The sequence below is a fragment of the Nonomuraea sp. SYSU D8015 genome, from assembly GCF_008065375.1.
In the GTDB taxonomy this organism is placed as follows: Bacteria; Actinomycetota; Actinomycetes; order Streptosporangiales; family Streptosporangiaceae; genus Nonomuraea.
In genome coordinates, this window is record NZ_VJYI01000001.1 from 309,770 (window position 1) to 326,095 (window position 16,326).

Sequence of the window (16,326 nt, forward strand, 5' to 3'; positions counted from 1 at the left end):
AGAAAACAGGCATGATCGCCGAGGGTATGGGAAGGATCACTGGCCGTGGACATCTTTCGGACGAAGACCGTCGAGCAGTCGATCCGCGACACGGAGGACCCCGAGCACCAGCTCCGCAAACGCCTGAACGCCATGGACCTCACGGTCTTCGGCATCGGCGTGATCATCGGCACCGGGATCTTCGTGCTCACCGGACAGGTCGCGAAGGAGGTGGCCGGCCCGGCGGTGGCCCTGTCGTTCGTCGTCGCCGGCATCGTCTGCGGGCTCGCGGCCCTGTGCTACGCCGAGTTCGCCTCCACGATCCCCGTCGCCGGGTCGGCGTACACCTTCTCCTTCGCCACCCTGGGCGAGTTCCCCGCCTGGGTCATCGGCTGGGACCTGCTGCTGGAGCTGGCGCTGGCCGCGGCCGTGGTGGCGGTCGGCTGGTCCGGCTACTTCGCCTCGATGCTCGCCTCCATCGGCATCCCCCTGCCGGCTTCGATCGCCGGCGACGACCCCGTCGTCAACGTCCCAGCCGTCCTCATCATCGCCATCCTCACCGCGATCCTGATCGCCGGCATCAAGCTCTCCTCCCGCGTCAACCTCGTCCTGGTGGTCACCAAGGTCGCGGTGGTGCTGCTGGTCATCATCGCGGGGCTGTTCTTCATCCGGGCCGCCAACTACACGCCGTTCATCCCCGCGCCCGAGGCCACCCCCCGCGTGGGCGGGCTGAACGCGCCGCTGATCCAGGTGCTGTTCGGCATCACGCCGGTCGCCTTCGGCGTGATCGGCATCTTCTCGGCCGCGGCGATCGTGTTCTTCGCCTTCATCGGCTTCGACATCGTGGCCACCGCCGCCGAGGAGACCGTCCACCCGCAGCGGGACGTGCCCCGCGGCATCCTGGGCTCGCTGGCCATCTGCACGTTCCTGTACGTCGCCGTCTCCATGGTCGTCGTCGGCATGCAGAAATACAGCCAGCTGAGCACGGCGGCGCCGCTGTCGGACGCGTTCGTCTCGGTCGGGCATCCGTGGCTGGCCACGATCATCAGCGTCGGCGCGATCGCCGGCCTGACCACCGTGGTCCTCGTGCTGCTGCTGGGCCAGACCCGGGTGCTGTTCGCGATGTCCCGCGACGGGCTGATGCCGCGCGGGCTGGCGCAGGTCCACCCGCGTTTCGGCACACCGGCCCGGCTCACTCTGATCATCGGCCTGGTGACGATGGCGCTGGCCGGGTTCGTGTCGTTCGGTGAGCTGGCCGAGCTGGTGAACATCGGCACGCTGTTCGCGTTCGTGGTGGTCTCGATCGGCGTGATGGTGCTCAGGCGCACCCGGCCGGAGCTGCCGCGCGCCTTCCGCGCCCCGTTCGTGCCCGTACTGCCGATCCTGTCCGTGCTGGCCTGCCTCTACCTCATGCTGAACCTGCCGGTGGAGACCTGGCTGCGGTTCCTCATCTGGATGGTCGTCGGCGTGGCCTTCTACTTCCTCTACGGCTACAGGCACAGCAGGACCGCGGTGCCCCACCCGAAGGCCACCCGCCGCTGAGGGGTGGGCTGCGCGCCCACCCCTCGTGCGCTCAGGAGGTGAGGAGCGGCCCGGCCGCGGCCTTCATCGCGCAGCCGTTGCGGTAGCCCATGTCCCACTGCACCTTCTTGCCGTGCCACTGGCCGGTGATGACCGCCACGTACGGCTTGACCTGCTGGCCGCACTTCGTGTTCGGCGGCACGTGGATCTTGTTGAAGTCGCCGTCGATCTTGCGCAGCAGGTCGCAGGCCGCGCGTGGGTTCGGGTGGTTGCCGCCGTCGGGGTTGCAGTGCAGCGTGGCCCCCCTCGCCGGCTGATCCTTCACCCCGATGATGATCTTCAGGGTGGCCTTGGGAGGACGCGCCGCCTGCGCCGGGGCCGAGCACGCCAGGAACGCCGCGCACAGCGCGATCGTGCCGATCGTTCGCATCATGGTTACTCTCCGTTCGTCGTGCGGCACCAAACGCTACGACGGCGGAGGTCATGATTTACGGGGGCCCGGGTCGGGCCCCCGTAAAGAATCACGCGGGGAGCGAGGCCACACCCGGAGGAAGGAACCGGGGCTGGGCGATGCCGGTCCTGTCGAGATAAGGCGTGATGCCGCCCAGATGGAACGGCCAGCCGGCGCCGAGGATCATGCACAGGTCGATGTCCTGAGCCGCCGCGACCACGCCCTCGTCGAGCATGATGCGGATCTCCTTGGCCAGCGCCTTCAGCACGCGCTCGCGCACCTGCTCGGCGGTGGACGGGGAGGAGCCGCCCGAGAAGATCGCCACCGCCTCCGGGTCGAGCGTGAAGTCCGGCCGGTAGACGCCCGGCTTGCCCGCGGCGACCAGCTTGGCCATGTTCTCCGAGACGCCGAAGCGGTCGGGGAAGGCCGCGTGCAGCGTCTCGGCCACGTGCAGGCCGACCGCCGGGCCGACGAGCTGCAGCAGCGCGAACGGGGTCATCGGCAGCCCGAGCCCGTCGAGCGCGTGCTCGGCCACCTCCAGCGGCGTTCCCTCGTCCACGGCGGCGACGACCTCGCCCATGAAGCAGGTCAGCAGCCGGTTCACCACGAACGCCGGGGCGTCCTTGACCAGCACCGACGACTTCTTCAGCGACTTGCCGACCGCGAAGGCCGTGGCCAGCGTGGCGTCGTCGGTCGCGGCGCCCTTGATGATCTCCAGCAGCGGCATGACGGCGACCGGGTTGAAGAAGTGGAACCCGACCAGCCGCTCCGGGTGCCTCAGGTCGGCGCCCATCTCGGTCAGGGACAGCGAGGAGGTGTTCGTGGCAAGCGTGCACCCGGCCGAGACCACCGCCTCCACCTCGGCGAACACCTGCTTCTTGACCGCCATGTCCTCGAACACGGCCTCGATCACGAAGTCGGCGTCGGCGAAGGCGTCCTTGGTCAGCGAGCCGGTCACCAGCGCCTTGAGCCTGTTGGCCTGGTCGCCGGTGATGCGACCCTTGTCGAGGAGTTTGCCGACCTCGGCGCGGACGTACTCCACGCCCTTGTCGAGCCTGGCCTGGTCGAGGTCGGTCATGACGACCGGCACCTCCAGGCGGCGCGCGAACAGCAGCGCCATCTGCGAGGCCATGAGCCCGGCGCCCACGATGCCGACCTTGGTCACCTTGCGCGCCAGCGACGCGTCCGGCGCGCCCGCGGGCCGCTTGGCCCGGCGCTGCACCAGGTCGAAGGAGTAGAGCCCGGCCCGCAGCTCGTCGCCCATCAGCAGGTCGGCGAGAGCCTCGTCCTCGGCGGCGAAGCCCTCGTCGCGGGTGGCGGTCTCGGCCATGGCGATCAGGTCGAGCGCCCGGTAGGGGGCGGGGGAGGCGCCGCGCAGCTTCATGTCGGCCAGGAAGCGCCCGTCGGCGACGGCCTTCTCCCAGCCGTCGTGAGCGGCCCGCTCGACGCTCACCTCGGCCTTGAGCACGCGGGCGGCCCAGCGCAGCGACTCCTCCAGGAAGTCGGCCGGCTCGAACATCACGTCCGCGACGCCCAGCTCGAACGCGTCCTTGCCCTTGATCATGCGGTTCTGCGACAGCGGGTTCTCTATGATCAGCTTGACCGCGTTCGCCGGGCCGATGAGCCGCGGCAGCAACTGCGTGCCGCCCCAGCCCGGCACCAGGCCGAGGAAGCACTCCGGCAGCGCCACCGCGGGCACGCCGGAGGAGATCGTCCGGTACGTGCAGTGCAGCGCCACCTCCAGGCCGCCGCCCATGGCCGCGCCGTTGACGAACGCGAACGACGGGATCGGCAGCTCGCCCAGCCGGCGGAACACGTGGTGGCCGAGCGCGCCGATGGCCAGCGCCTCCTCGCGCGTGCGCAGCGCCGCGGCGCCCTTGAGGTCGGCGCCGACGGCGAAGATGAACGGCTTGCCCGTCACGCCGACGGCGGCCAGGTCGGAGCGCTCGGCGATCTCCGACAGCGCCCCGTTGAGCGCGAACAGGCCGTGCGGGCCGAACGTGTTCGGCTTGGTGTGGTCGAAGCCGTTGTCCAGCGTGATCAGCGCCATCGTGCCCGCGCCGTAGGGAAGCTGGACGTCGCGCACCAGCGCCTTGGTGACGACCTCGTCAGAGTTGCGCTCGCTGAGCAGCGCCCGCCAGGTGTCGATGTTGTTCACGCCAGGTTCTCCCAGATCACAGTGCCGCCCATGCCCATGCCGACGCACATCGTGGTGATGCCGTAACGCACGTCGGGACGCTCGCCGAACTGCCGCGCGAGCTGCGTCATCAGCCGCACGCCGGAGGAGGCGAGCGGGTGGCCGTAGGCGATCGCGCCGCCGTACGGGTTCACGCGCGGGTCGTCGTCGGCGATCCCGAAGTGGTCGAGGAACGCCAGCACCTGCACGGCGAACGCCTCGTTGATCTCGAACAGCCCGATATCCGAAATATCGAGATTCGCCAGCCGGAGCGCCCGCTCCGTGGACGGGATCGGCCCCACGCCCATGACCTCGGGGTCGACGCCCGCGAACGCGTACGACACCAGCCGCATCTTCGGCGTCAGCCCGAGCTCCCCGGCGACGTCCGCGGCGGCCACGATGCAGCCGGTCGCGCCGTCGTTGATCCCGGAGGAGTTGCCCGCGGTCACCTTGCCGTGCGGCCGGAACGGCGTCTTGAGCCCGCCCAGCCCCTCCATCGTGGTGCCCGGCCGCGGGGCCTCGTCCTCGACGGCCAGCCCCCAGCCCTTCTCCGCGGTCCTGATCGCGGTCGGCACCAGGTCAGGCTGGATCTTGCCGTCGGCGTACGCCTTGGCCGCCTTCTCCTGCGACAGCACCGCGTACGCGTCCGCGCGCTCCTTGGTGATGCCCGGGTAGCGGTCGTGCAGGTTCTCCGCCGTCATGCCCATGACCAGCGCGCTCGGGTCGACGAGCTTCTCCGACAGGAAGCGCGGGTTCGGGTCGACGCCCTCGCCCATGGGGTGGCGGCCCATGTGCTCGACGCCGCCCGCGATGGCCACGTCGTACGCGCCGAACGCGATGCCGCCCGCGACCGTGGTGACGGCGGTCATCGCGCCCGCGCACATGCGGTCGATCGCGTAACCGGGCACCGTCTTGGGCAGCCCGGCCAGCACAGCCGCCGCCCGGCCGATGGTCAGGCCCTGGTCGCCGATCTGCGTGGTCGCGGCGATGGCGACCTCGTCCACGCGCTCGGGGGGCAGGTTGGGATTACGCCTGATGAGCTCGCGGATGACGCGGACGACCAGGTCGTCGGCGCGGGTCTCCGCGTACAGTCCCTTCGGCCCTGACTTGCCGAAAGGCGTGCGCACGCCGTCCACGAACACGACGTCACGAGAGGAAGGCACGGATTCGCTCCTCGTTGGTGGCAATAAGAAACCTGCTAAGTGGACTGCCGCTACGGTCTCGACCGCGCGTGACAGGTGGGCGGCAGGCCAACGAGCAGGTTTCTCGTTGATGGGTCCAGGGTTATGCTACTCGTCGGTAACTACCCCGCAGACGAGGGCGGCGGTCAACAGGCCGTAAATCATGCCCGTGGTGGGCTCCCAGAGATGGGCGCGGGCTCCGACCAGGGCGGCGACAGCTACGGCCGCGCCGGTCCAGAGCGCCGCGCCCGCTCGCCGACGCGTGCCGAGGCCGGGATCCCACGGATCGCCAGGAGATCCTCCCGGGCACCGGTCACGCGCCAGCATCCCCATCAGGTCCCGTGCCCACCAAACGAGGAAGCACACGCCTGCGGCGAGACCGGCCAGCGCGATCGCCTCGGCGGCCCGGCTCAGGACGCCGGCGAGGCCGGAGTGGGCCACCCCGTGGAAGAAGTGCGGCGCCGTGCAGCCGAGCAGCAGCGTCACGGCCCAGCCCGCCGCGATCCCCATCCGGCTCAGCGGGCGCGCCCTTCCTGACCTGGCGACGGCGTAGAGCTCGCGTTCCCGCCGGCGGACGAGGCGGGCGCGGGCGCCCCACACGTACTGGGTGATCGCCAGCGTGGGCAGGGCGGCGGCGAAGACCGTCACGGACAGCACGGCGAGCGGGAGCGTCTGCTCCCGGGTGACGGCCCGGTCGGCGAGCAGTTGGGCGGTGCTCAGCAGCGCGAGGGTGGCGACGAGGGCGACGAGCGCTCTGCGCCGGGCGGCCTTGGCCCTGGTGCGCAGGCCGGCCAGATCCTCGGCGCCCGGAGGGGGTGCCATCTCGGTCAGCAGCATGAACGTCATGATGGCGTCACTCGTTGTAGTCGCGCCGGGATTCGCCTGCTTCGGATGGAGTTCCGAGGTGACGGATGAGTGGCCGGAAAGTCATAGTCGGCAGGGCCGTAGATAGGCGAACTAGCGAGTGGGGGCGAACGTAAGAACTTTTGATATGTCATCACGAATTCTGGTTCGTGGTTATGCTTCGCGATCATGGCGCAAGGGGGGACAACGTGAGAGAGCGACCTGCTCATGCGGTTCGTGACCCTCGTGTCGCTCCGATGCCGCCACGCCGCTCGAGGAACCTCGGCCCGCGGCCGCGGAAGAACCCGCTGACGCCCCTGGGCTGGGTGAGCATGGCGTTGACGCTCGTGCTGGTGGCCGTCACCCTCGGCGCGTACGCGTACTACCGCAGCATCGAGAGCGGCATCGACCGCGAGGAGATCGAGGTCGACACGACCCGGCCGCCGGAGACCGGGGCGCTCAACGTGCTGCTGGTCGGCTCCGACTCCCGCGAGGGCGACAACAAGAAGTACGGCGCGAAGTCGCAGGGGCTGGGGGAGCGCACCGACACGATCATGCTGCTGCACATCTCCCCGAACCGGGACAAGGCCACCGTGATCAGCTTCCCCCGCGACTCCATGGTCATGATCCCGCAGTGCCGGGGCCGCAACGGCACCGTGCTGCCGGGCGGGATCCGCGAGATCAACTCCGCCTTCAACAGCGGCGGCATCAACTGCACGATCCAGACCCTGGAGTCGCTCACCAACATCAAGATCAACCACTTCGTGAAGGTCGACTTCACCGGCTTCAAGAACATCATCGACGCCCTCGAAGGCATCGAGATCTGCCTGCCCAAGGCGGTCAACGACCCCAAGGCCAAGCTGGTGCTCCCCGCGGGCAAGCACGTGGTCAACGGCGAGCAGGCGCTGGGGTACGTCCGCACGCGGTATGCGCTGGGCGACGGCAGCGACCTGAGCCGGATCCAGCGCCAGCAGGTGTTCCTCACGCAGGTGATGAAGAAGGTCACCGACGGCGGCCTGCTCACCGACCCCGGCAAGCTGAACGCCTTCCTGCGCTCGGCCGCCGCCGCGGTCACCGTGGACAGCGGGCTGAGCCTCGACCGGATGCTGGAGATCGCCAACAGCCTCCGGGGGCTGACGGCCAAGGAGCTCAAGGGCATCACGGTGCCGATCGAGACGTACCCGCAGAACAAGGACCGGGTGCAGTTCGCCCAGCCGGCCGCGAAGAACTTCTTCGAGGCCGTGCGCAACGACAGCGAGCCCACCGCCGCCCCCAGCCCCGGCAAGTCCGCCGCGCCGAAGATCGAGCACGGGCAGGTGCGCGTCCAGGTGCTCAACGGCTCCGGCGAGGACGGCAAGGCCACCCAGGTGGCCGACGAACTGGCCGCCCAGGGCTTCGCCGTCATCGAGGTCGGCAACGCCCCCGCGACCGAGACCACCGCGATCCGCTACGCGAAGAAGGACGCCCAGGACGGCCCGGCCTACGCCGACGCGGTGGCCGCCCGGCTGTCGAAGGACAAGCGGACCCCGGTGGCGGGCAAGGTCAAGCCGGTCAACAGCCAGCCGTACGAGTCCAAGGTGGACAAGCTGCCCGACGGCCCGATCGTCCAGCTCGTCATCGGGAAGGACTGGCCCGGTGTCCGTGTCCTGTCGGCGATCCCGGACTCGCTCAAGGACAAGGTCATCGACAGCACCACCAATCCCTGCAAGTGACCCGGCTCAGGCCGTGACTCCCGCGTCGACGGGGATGGAAGCGCCCGTGACGTGGCGGCCGCCCTCCCCGGTCAGGTGGGCGACGGCGGCGGCGACGTCGTCGGGTGAGCAGTACGTGCCGAGCGCCGTGTAGCGCCGCTCCTCGTCCGCCTCCGGCGCGTCGGCCGGGTTCATGTCGGTGTCCGTGGAGCCCGGGTTGACCAGGTTCGCGGTGATGCCGCGCGGCCCGAGATCCCTGGCCAGGCCCTTGACGAGGCCGATCAACGCGGACTTGCTCATCGCGTACGCCGTCCAGCCCGGATACGGCACCCGCTCGGCCAGGCTGCTGCCGATGAGCACGATCCTGCCGCCCCGCTCCATGTGCCGTGCCGCCGCCTGCGCCAGCACGAACGACGCGCGGGCGTGCACGGCCAGCAGCCGGTCCACCTCGTCGAGCGTCACCTCCTCCAGCGCCCCGTAGGGGGCGATGCCGGCGTTGCTCACCAGCACGTCGAGCCGCCCCAGCTCGCGCACCGTCCGCTCCACCGCCTCGACCAGGGCCTCGGCGTCGGCCGCCTCGGCCCGCACGCCGAGCGCCCGCCCTCCGGCCGCCTCGACCTCCTTGACCACGGCCGCGGCCCGGTCGCCCGCGCTCCGGTACGTGATCGCCACGTCGAACCCGTCGCCCGCCAGCCGTCGAGCGACGGCCGCGCCGATGCCCCTGCTCCCGCCCGTGACCAGGGCGACCTTGCGTGTCATGCGGACCCTCCTCCGCCGATCCGGAATGCGTTCCGCTAAACACTCTAAGCGGAACCGATTCCGGATGCAACGGGTGCCAAGATGGAGATCGTGAGAGAGGGGCCCGCGATGGCGCGAGGGTGGAGATCGTGAGACGCGAGCGCACCGACGCGGCCCGCAACCGGGCGAAGATCCTCGCCGCGGCCGAGGCGATCGTGGCCGCGCAGGGGGTGCGAGGGCTGTCGATGGCGGAGGTCGCCGCCGCTGCCGGGGTGGGCGTGGGCACGCTCTACCGGCGCTTCGGCGATCGTTCCGGGCTGGCGTACGCGCTGATCGACCGGCGGGAGCGCGAGTTCCAGTCGGCGTTCATCGAGGGGCCGCCGCCGCTGGGGCCCGGCGCGGATCCCGCCGCCAGGGCGCGCGCGTTCCTGGACGCGCTCACGGACCGGACGGTCGGCCAGCTCGACCTGCTGCTCATGGCGGAGACGGCGGGGCCGTTCGCCAGGTTCGGCGGCGCGTACGACGCCTACCACGGCCACCTGTCGATGCTGATCGCGCAGCTGCGCCCGGACGCCGACGCCTATTGCCTGGCCGACGCCCTCCTGGCACCCCTGGCCGCTCCGCTGCTGGCTCACCGGATCCGGGAGTGCGGGGTGGAGGTCGAGAGGGTGAAGCTCGCCCTCGCCGCCCTCCTCGACGGCATGACCACGTAGGAGCGGTCCAGGCGCCCATCGTTGTGAGGGCGGCGGCGTGGAGGGTGGGTTTGGAGCGTCGCTCAAGCGGTGGAGCGGCGGGTGTTACGGAGGGTGATTTTAGGGAAACGTGTGAAATTTCCGGACAAGGGGTGGTCGGGTCTGCTAGGAAGGGGCGCGGTCCGAATTCGCACTAGAGAGGTTCCATCGTGGCGCGCGACGAGAACGACAGGCCATACGAGGATGGGCAGGGTAGGTCGTTAAACCCGGAGCTGACGGGCGACGTGCTGTCCCCGCGGTGGAGCACCGACGACACCGACGAGCAACCCGCCATCCAGGTTGCCGGCAACGAGACCTACATCCTTCCGGCCGACAAGGGCGAGCCGATACCGCTGGGGGACGGCGGCCTGCGTGACGTGCTCGACGACGCCCCGGCGGCCTCCCATGACCTGCTGAGCGGCCATGGAGGGGCCCACGAGCTCGGCCCCGCCGGCGGTTACGACGACGTGCGCGGCCCCGCCGGCGGCTATGACGACGTGCTCGGAAGCGCCGGCGGTTATGACGACGTGCGCGGCCCCGGCAGCAGTTATGACGACGTGCGCGGCACCGGCAACAGTTATGACGACGTGCTCGGCACCACCAGCGTTTATGACGACGGGTTCGGCGGCCACAGCGGACCTCATGACGTGCTGGGCGACCCCGACAGGCCGCACGACCGGGCGGGCGCGGCGCACGAGGCGATGGACGAGCACAGCGGCCCGCACCGCGTGGAGGACGACAACCCTTACCTCCCGCTCGACCAGGGCTATGACTCCGCGTACGAGGAGCGCGAGGAGGAGCGGCCCAAGCGCGGCTTCCTCGGTTCGGGCTGGACCGACGACACGCAGGACGAGCGGTCCGGCGGCTCCCGGGGCGGCGACCGCGAGGTGCGCCGCCGTACCAGGAAGCTGCTGGTGGCGGCCGCCGCGGTGGTGGTGATCGGCGTGGGGGCCGGGTTCCTGCTCACCGGCACCTCCTCCGACGACCCGTGCTCGGGCGGCCGGTGCGCCAGTGCCGGCGAGGTGACCTCGCCCTCCGAGTCGGCGGCCCCCGAGGACACGCCGACCGAGGACGAACCCACCCCCGAGCCCGCGGATACGGACACCCAGGAGCCGGCCGAGTCCGAGCCCGCAAACCAGAACCCGACGACTGATCGGCCGCGGCGCCCGACGCGCGAGCCTTCCGCGCGTCCCACGCGCACGCGCGCCGGCGAGCCGACCTCGCGGGCGAGCGACAGGCCCACCAGGCAGCCCGAGACCCGGGACACCGACCCGCAGCTCGACGAGCCGGAGACCAAGCCGCAGACCAGGCAGCCCAACCCCCAGCCGACCAGCCAGCCCTCGAGCCAGGCGCCGGCGCCCACGACGCAGGCGCCCGCCCCGACGCCGACGCAGGAGGAGCGGAAGGGACTGCTGGACATCCTCTTCCCCTGGTGAGCCGTTCCGGGCCCGAGACGTCCGACCTGTCCTCGGGCCCGGCGTGTCCACTCCGGGCTTGCGGCGGCGGTCTCCTCCTGATGGGGGGCGCTGTCCGCGTCCTCGACGGGTAGGCGTCCCCCGGGATCGGGGGCCTCTGTCGTCCGAGGGGCGAGACGTGTAAGGATGCGGATTCGGGTGCTGTTCTGGCACACTTGGAAACCGCTTTCCGGGGAGGTCTCGTGGTCACGCTTGAGGACGTCGCCAGGCAGGCGGGCGTCTCGCTGGCGACCGCCTCGCGGGTGCTCAACGGCAGCACCCGTCAGGTGGGCGCGGCCCTGCGGGCCCGCGTCGAGCAGGCCGCCGACGAGCTGGGCTACCGGGCCAACATCGCGGCGCAGACGCTCGCCCGCGGCGCGAGCAACGTCATCGGCATCGTCGTGCACGACCTGACGGACCCTTACTTCGCCGCCCTGGCCGACGGGGCGATGCGGGCAGCGGCCACCGAGGGCCTGCTGGTCATGGTGGGCACCACGCATCGCGACCCGGAGCAGGAGATCGCGTACGTCGCCACGCTCAACGCCCAGCGGGTGCGGGCCGTGCTGCTGGTCGGCTCCCGGGTCGCCGATCCCGGCGTCACCGGCCGGCTCCGCGACGAGCTGGCCAAATATCGATCGGGCGGCGGCCGGGCCGCCTGCGTCGGCCAGGACCTGCTCGGCGTCGACACCGTCGCGCCCGCCAACCGCGAAGGGGCGGCGGAGCTCGCGCGGGCGCTGGCCGAGCTCGGGCACACGCGCTTCGCGGTGCTGGCCGGGCCTCCGCACCTGGTGACCGCCGCCGACCGCTGCGCGGGGTTCGCCGGGGCGCTGAAGGAGCTGGGCCTGCCCGCCCCCCACGTGATCCACGGGCCGTTCGACCGCGACGGCGGCTACGCGGCGGCCCAGCAGGTGGGAGAGGACACGACGTGCGTGTTCGCGGTCAACGACGTGATGGCCGTCGGGGCGCTGGCGGCCTATCGGGAGCGCGGAATCCGGGTGCCGGAGGACGTGTCGGTGGCCGGTTTCGACGACATCGTCACTCTTCGTGATCACGTGCCGGCGCTGACCACCGTGCGGCTGCCGTTGAAGGACATGGGAGCGCGGGCGTTGGAGCTGGCGCTGGGCGAGGACGACGCGGTGGTGGTCGAGAAGGTCGCCGGCGAGGTCGTCCTGCGAGAGAGCGTACGGAGGTTGGTGTGAGGCTGTCGGTCAGCACGCTGGGGATGCCCGGCGAAGGGCTCGACCGGGCGATCGAGATCGCGACGGGGCACGGCTGCGCGGGGCTGGAGCTGCGCCTGCATCCGGACACCGGCGTGCACTCCGGCCTGGACGCGGAGGAGCGGCGCTCGGTGCGCGAGCGGGTGGAGAGCGCGGGTCTGGAGATCTCCGCCCTCGCCGGCTACGTCGGGATCTGCGAGCCCGGGCCGGACGAGCCGGTCGTCGAGGCGCTCCTCGCCGACCTGCGGCTGGCCGCCGACCTGGGCGCGCCCGGGGTGCGCGTGTTCCCGCGCGGCGACGACCCGGCCGTCGGCGCGCGCAGGCTCAAGGCGGTCTCCGGCACCGCCTCCGAGCTCGGCCGCCGCGTGCTCGTCGAGACCCACGACAGCATGCCCACCTGCGCGGCCGTGGCCCGGCTGCTCGCCGAGGCGGGCTCCCCGGAGACCACGGGCGCGATCTGGGACCTGCTGCATCCGTGGCGCCACGGCGAGTCGCCGGCCGACTCGCTGGCCGCCCTCGGCCCCTACCTGTCCTACGTGCAGGTCAAGGACGCGGTCTCGGCGCAGGACACCACGCCGGTGCCCATGGGGGCCGGGTCCGTGCCGCTGGAGGAGGCCGGTGAGCTGCTGCGCGGCGCCGGCTACTCCGGCTGGGTGTCGCTGGAGTGGGAGCGCACGTGGTATCCGCACGTCGCGCCGGTCGAGGAGATCCTGCCGGGAGCGGCTGACTGGGTGCGGCGCTTCACCGCTTAGATGGGGGGCATGTCCCCTATCAAGAACAAGGTGCTCGTCGTCGGCATGGACGGGCTGAGGTTCGACCTCCTCTCCGCCTCGGGTGCCCCCGTGCTGACCGCGTTGATGTCCACCGGTGCGTACGGCACCAGCATGCTCCCCTACGGCGTGGACGACGCGCCGCGTACGGAGTCGCCCGGCGAGGTCGTCCCGGAGACGGAGACGCCGGAGCCGGGCCTCGGCGACCGGGTCATCAAGAGCCGCACCGACTCCGGCCCCGGCTGGTCGTCCATCGCGACCGGCGCCTGGCCCGACAAACACGGCGTCGTCGACAACGGTTTCGAAGGCTCCCGGTTCCAGAAATTTCCGGACTTCCTGACTCGTGCGAAGAATGCTCGGCCCGAGCTCCTGACCTCCGCGTTCTTCTCCTGGGCGGCGCTCGCCGAGCACGGCGCCTTCGGCCCGGCCATCGACCACCGGTTCGTCCTGGACGGCTACACGGTCGGCTGGGCCGAGGCCGACAAGCAGGTGACGGACGCGGCCGAGCGCCACCTGGCCGAGGAGGACCCCGACGCCGTGTTCGTCTACCTCGGCGACACCGACGAGGTCGCCCACGACCTCGGCCCCCACTGCCCCGAGTACGCCGCCGCCCTCCAGGCCCAGGATGCCTACCTGGGCCGCCTCCTGGACACCATCCGGGCTCGGCCCGCGTACCCGGGGGAGCGGTGGACCGTGCTGGTCACCACCGACCACGGGCACGTGGACGAGGGCGGCCACGGCGGCACGTCGGACGAGGAGCGCACGGTCTTCGTGATCGCGCACCGCCTCGGCGAGGACCTCGGCGGGCGCAGGCTCGCCGCGCCCCGGCTGGTCGACGTGGGACCGACGGCCCTCGCGGCGCTGCAGCTGGCGATCGACCCCGCGTGGGACCTGGACGGCGTGCCCCTGGAACCGTGATCGGTTTCATCAAGTGTTGAATTCCTGCCCCGGAAGCGTGAGACTGATGACGAGACGCTGAACGGCAGGAGTGCATCCGATGAAGACGGCACTTGACTTCTCCGAGATCGACGCCGGGATGCTCGCCGAGGTCGGCGGCAAGGCCGCCAACCTCGGCGAGCTGACCCGGGCCGGGTTGCCCGTCCCGCCCGGCTGGGTGCTGACCACGGAGGCGTACCGGCAGGTCGCGGCCGGGCTGGAGACCACCGGAGAGGGGCTGGCCGAGCGTGCCAGGCGGCACCTGCTCCAGGCCCCGGTGCCCGACGCCGTCCACGAGGCCGTCGTGAAGCACTACGCCGCGCTCGGCGACGACGTCCCCGTGGCGGTGCGCTCGTCGGCCACGGCCGAGGACTTGCCGTTCGCCAGCTTCGCCGGCCAGCAGGAGACGTACCTCAACGTGGTGGGCGCCGAGGCGGTGATCGGCGCCGTACGCCGCTGCTGGGCCTCGCTGTGGACCGACCGGGCCGTCGCCTACCGTGAGTCCAACGGCATCGACCACGCCGCCGTGCGCCTCGCCGTGGTCGTCCAGGTCATGGTCGACGCGCAGGTCGCCGGGGTGATGTTCACCGCGAACCCGGTCACGGGCAGGCGGTGCGAGATCGTCGTCGACGCCGGCCCCGGGCTCGGCGAGGCCGTCGTGTCCGGCGCCGTCAACCCCGACCGCTTCGTCGTGTACGGCGGCGAGGTCCTCGAACGCCACGCCGGCGACAAGCGGCTGGCCATCCGCTCCCTGCCCGGCGGCGGCACCGAGCGGGTCGAGACCGCCCACGACGGCCTCTGCCTGACCGACGCCCAGGTGCTCCGGCTGGCCGAGCTGGGCGCACGCGTCGAGGACCACTACGGCGCGCCGCAGGACACCGAGTGGGCCATCGACGGGGACGGCACGATCTGGCTCACCCAGGCCAGGCCGATCACCACCCTTTACCCGCTGCCCGAGACCACCAGGCCGGGCCTGCGGGTCTACTTCTCGGTCAACGTCGCCCAGGGCGTCATGGGCCCGCTCACGCCGATGGGGCTGTCGGCGTTCCGGCTGATCAGCGCCGGGGGCGCGGGCCTGGCCGGGTTCGGCCCCGCCGACCCGCTCGACGGCGCGCCCTTCCTGGCGGTCTCCGGGCAGCGCGTGTGGTTCGACATCACCACCGCCGTACGCAGCCGCCCCGGCCGCGCCATCCTCCCGCGCATGCTCCTGCTCGGCGAGGCCCGTACCGGGACCGTCATGGAACGGCTGTTCGAGGATCCGCGCCTGGCGCCGGCGCACACCTCCCTCCGCCCCTTCCTGCGGGCCTTCGCCCGCTTCGCCCGCCGCATCCACCTCCCCTCGCGCATCCTGATGGCGCTGACCAGGCCGGAGCGGGCCCTCGCGTTGACGGTGCGGGTCGGCGAGGAGCTCGACAGGAGGCTCCGGGTGCCGGATTCCGCCACCCCGGCGCAGCGCCTCGACCACGCCGAGCGCGTGCTCGCCGGCACCTTCCCGACGATCATCTCGATCATGCCCGTGGCGATCGCCGGCTACGGCATGTTCGCCCTGGCCTCCAAGCTCTCCGGCGTGCCGGTGAACGACATGCAGGACGTGCTGCGCAGCGTTCCGCACAACCCGACCACGGAGATGGACCTGGAGCTGTGGGACCTGGCCACCCGCATCGAGCCCGAGCCGTTCAGGGAGCTGCCGGTCGCCGAGCTCGTCCGCCGCTACCAGGAGGGACGGCTCCCGCCGGTCGCCCAGCGCGGGATCGCCGCGTTCCTGGGCAAGTACGGCCACCGCGGCGTCGCCGAGATCGACCTGGGCGTGCCGAGGTGGTCCGAGGACCCCGCCCACATCCTCGGCGTGCTGTCCAACTATCTGCGCATCGAGGAGGGCGGTGCCGAGCTCGCGCCCGCCGCGTTGTTCGCCAAGGGCGCCGAGCAGTCGCGGGCCGCGATCGCGCACGTGGTGGCGCAGGCCAGGCGCAGGGCCCGCTGGCGTGGCGCGGTGGTGCGGTTCGGGCTCCGGCGCACCAGGATGTTCGCCGGCCTGCGTGAGCTGCCCAAGTTCTACGCAGTCAAGACGCTCGCCGCGGTGCGGCACAGCTTGCTGGCGGTCGGTGAGCACCTGGTGGGCCTCGGCGTGCTCGACTCGGCGCGGGACGTGTTCTTCCTGGACCTGCGGGAGGCCAGGGCCGCACTGGCCGGGGGCGACCTGCGGGAGCTGGTGGCGGAGCGGCGGGCGGCGTACGAGCAGGAGCAGCGCCGCAGGCATGTGCCCAGGGTGCTGCTGTCCGACGGCACCGAGCCGGAGGCGCTCGCGGCGGCCGCTGCGGATGGCGCGCTGGTGGGCACGGCGGCCTCGGCGGGCACCGTCACCGGCGTGGCCAGGGTGGTGCTCGACCCGGTCGGCGCGCACCTGGAGCCGGGCGAGATCCTGGTCTGCCCCTCGACGGACCCCGGCTGGACGCCGCTGTTCCTGACGGCGGGCGGCCTGGTGATGGAGATGGGCGGCGCGATGTCGCACGGCGCGGTGGTGGCCCGCGAGTACGGCATCCCCGCCGTCGTCGGCGTCCCCGACGCCACCCACCGCATCACCACGGGCCAGGAGATCGAAGTGGACGGCGCGGCGGGCACCGTGACGCTATCGTGATCA

General features: G+C 71.6%; 13 protein-coding genes. 8 read left to right on the forward strand and 5 right to left on the reverse strand.

Annotated features, from left to right (window positions below):
* The first annotated feature begins 45 nt into the window (after nt 1-45).
* Nucleotides 46-1,521, forward strand: coding sequence for an amino acid permease (locus ID574_RS03290; protein WP_270094297.1), 1,476 nt, complete (start codon nt 46-48; stop codon nt 1,519-1,521).
* Nucleotides 1,522-1,552: 31 nt separating this feature from the next.
* Here the strand turns inward: ID574_RS03290 and ID574_RS03295 are convergent, their stop codons facing one another.
* From ID574_RS03295 to ID574_RS03310, 4 genes are all read right to left on the reverse strand, one after another.
* Complete coding sequence (locus ID574_RS03295; protein ID WP_188187246.1) at nt 1,553-1,933, reverse strand: SSI family serine proteinase inhibitor; 381 nt, start codon at nt 1,931-1,933, stop codon at nt 1,553-1,555.
* Between the two features lie 88 nt (nt 1,934-2,021).
* Entirely contained in the window at nt 2,022-4,109 is a 2,088-nt protein-coding gene (locus tag ID574_RS03300) for a 3-hydroxyacyl-CoA dehydrogenase NAD-binding domain-containing protein (RefSeq protein ID WP_188187247.1), read from the reverse strand.
* Entirely contained in the window at nt 4,106-5,269 is a 1,164-nt protein-coding gene (locus ID574_RS03305; protein ID WP_223166500.1) for a thiolase family protein, read from the reverse strand. The genes ID574_RS03300 and ID574_RS03305 overlap by 4 nt, the downstream gene beginning before the upstream one ends.
* A 147-nt stretch (nt 5,270-5,416) precedes the next feature.
* Nucleotides 5,417-6,154, reverse strand: coding sequence for a hypothetical protein (locus tag ID574_RS03310; RefSeq protein WP_188187249.1), 738 nt, complete (start codon nt 6,152-6,154; stop codon nt 5,417-5,419).
* Between the two features lie 329 nt (nt 6,155-6,483).
* Here ID574_RS03310 and ID574_RS03315 point away from each other — a divergent pair, with 329 nt between their 5' ends.
* Entirely contained in the window at nt 6,484-7,863 is a 1,380-nt protein-coding gene (locus tag ID574_RS03315; RefSeq protein WP_223166320.1) for an LCP family protein, read from the forward strand.
* A gap of 6 nt (nt 7,864-7,869) precedes the next feature.
* Here the strand turns inward: ID574_RS03315 and ID574_RS03320 are convergent, their stop codons facing one another.
* Nucleotides 7,870-8,601: an SDR family NAD(P)-dependent oxidoreductase gene (locus tag ID574_RS03320; protein WP_188187250.1), complete on the reverse strand. Its 732-nt coding sequence runs from the start codon at nt 8,599-8,601 to the stop codon at nt 7,870-7,872.
* Between the two features lie 128 nt (nt 8,602-8,729).
* On the opposite strand from ID574_RS03320, the gene ID574_RS03325 reads away from it, so the two are divergent.
* The 6 genes from ID574_RS03325 to ID574_RS03350 all read left to right on the forward strand — a co-directional run bounded on the left by ID574_RS03325 (nt 8,730) and on the right by ID574_RS03350 (nt 16,323).
* On the forward strand, nt 8,730-9,293 hold the full coding sequence (locus tag ID574_RS03325) for a TetR/AcrR family transcriptional regulator (RefSeq protein WP_223166321.1): 564 nt from the start codon (nt 8,730-8,732) through the stop codon (nt 9,291-9,293).
* Between the two features lie 188 nt (nt 9,294-9,481).
* Nucleotides 9,482-10,747 (forward strand): hypothetical protein, encoded by a 1,266-nt coding sequence (locus ID574_RS03330; RefSeq protein ID WP_188187252.1) that lies wholly within the window; start codon nt 9,482-9,484, stop codon nt 10,745-10,747.
* A gap of 221 nt (nt 10,748-10,968) precedes the next feature.
* Complete coding sequence (locus ID574_RS03335; RefSeq protein WP_188187253.1) at nt 10,969-11,964, forward strand: LacI family DNA-binding transcriptional regulator; 996 nt, start codon at nt 10,969-10,971, stop codon at nt 11,962-11,964.
* The gene (locus ID574_RS03340; RefSeq protein ID WP_188187254.1) at nt 11,961-12,734 is read left to right on the forward strand and encodes a sugar phosphate isomerase/epimerase family protein; all 774 of its coding nucleotides are present in this window, start codon (nt 11,961-11,963) and stop codon (nt 12,732-12,734) included. Before ID574_RS03335 ends, ID574_RS03340 begins: the two co-directional genes overlap by 4 nt.
* 9 nt (nt 12,735-12,743) lie before the next feature.
* Nucleotides 12,744-13,670, forward strand: a complete 927-nt coding sequence (locus ID574_RS03345; protein WP_223166322.1) for an alkaline phosphatase family protein — start codon at nt 12,744-12,746, stop codon at nt 13,668-13,670.
* A 79-nt stretch (nt 13,671-13,749) separates the two neighbouring features.
* Nucleotides 13,750-16,323: a PEP/pyruvate-binding domain-containing protein gene (locus tag ID574_RS03350; protein WP_188187256.1), complete on the forward strand. Its 2,574-nt coding sequence runs from the start codon at nt 13,750-13,752 to the stop codon at nt 16,321-16,323.
* Nucleotides 16,324-16,326 lie beyond the last annotated feature (3 nt).

Coding starts and splice junctions, on each gene's coding strand:
- ID574_RS03320 (WP_188187250.1), bottom strand. CDS start 8,601: ATGACACGCAAGGTCGCCCTGGTCACGGGCGGGAGCAGGGGCATCGGC.
- ID574_RS03310 (WP_188187249.1), bottom strand. CDS start 6,154: ATGACGTTCATGCTGCTGACCGAGATGGCACCCCCTCCGGGCGCCGAG.
- ID574_RS03350 (WP_188187256.1), top strand. CDS start 13,750: ATGAAGACGGCACTTGACTTCTCCGAGATCGACGCCGGGATGCTCGCC.
- ID574_RS03295 (WP_188187246.1), bottom strand. CDS start 1,933: ATGATGCGAACGATCGGCACGATCGCGCTGTGCGCGGCGTTCCTGGCG.
- ID574_RS03315 (WP_223166320.1), top strand. CDS start 6,484: ATGGCGTTGACGCTCGTGCTGGTGGCCGTCACCCTCGGCGCGTACGCG.
- ID574_RS03345 (WP_223166322.1), top strand. CDS start 12,744: ATGTCCCCTATCAAGAACAAGGTGCTCGTCGTCGGCATGGACGGGCTG.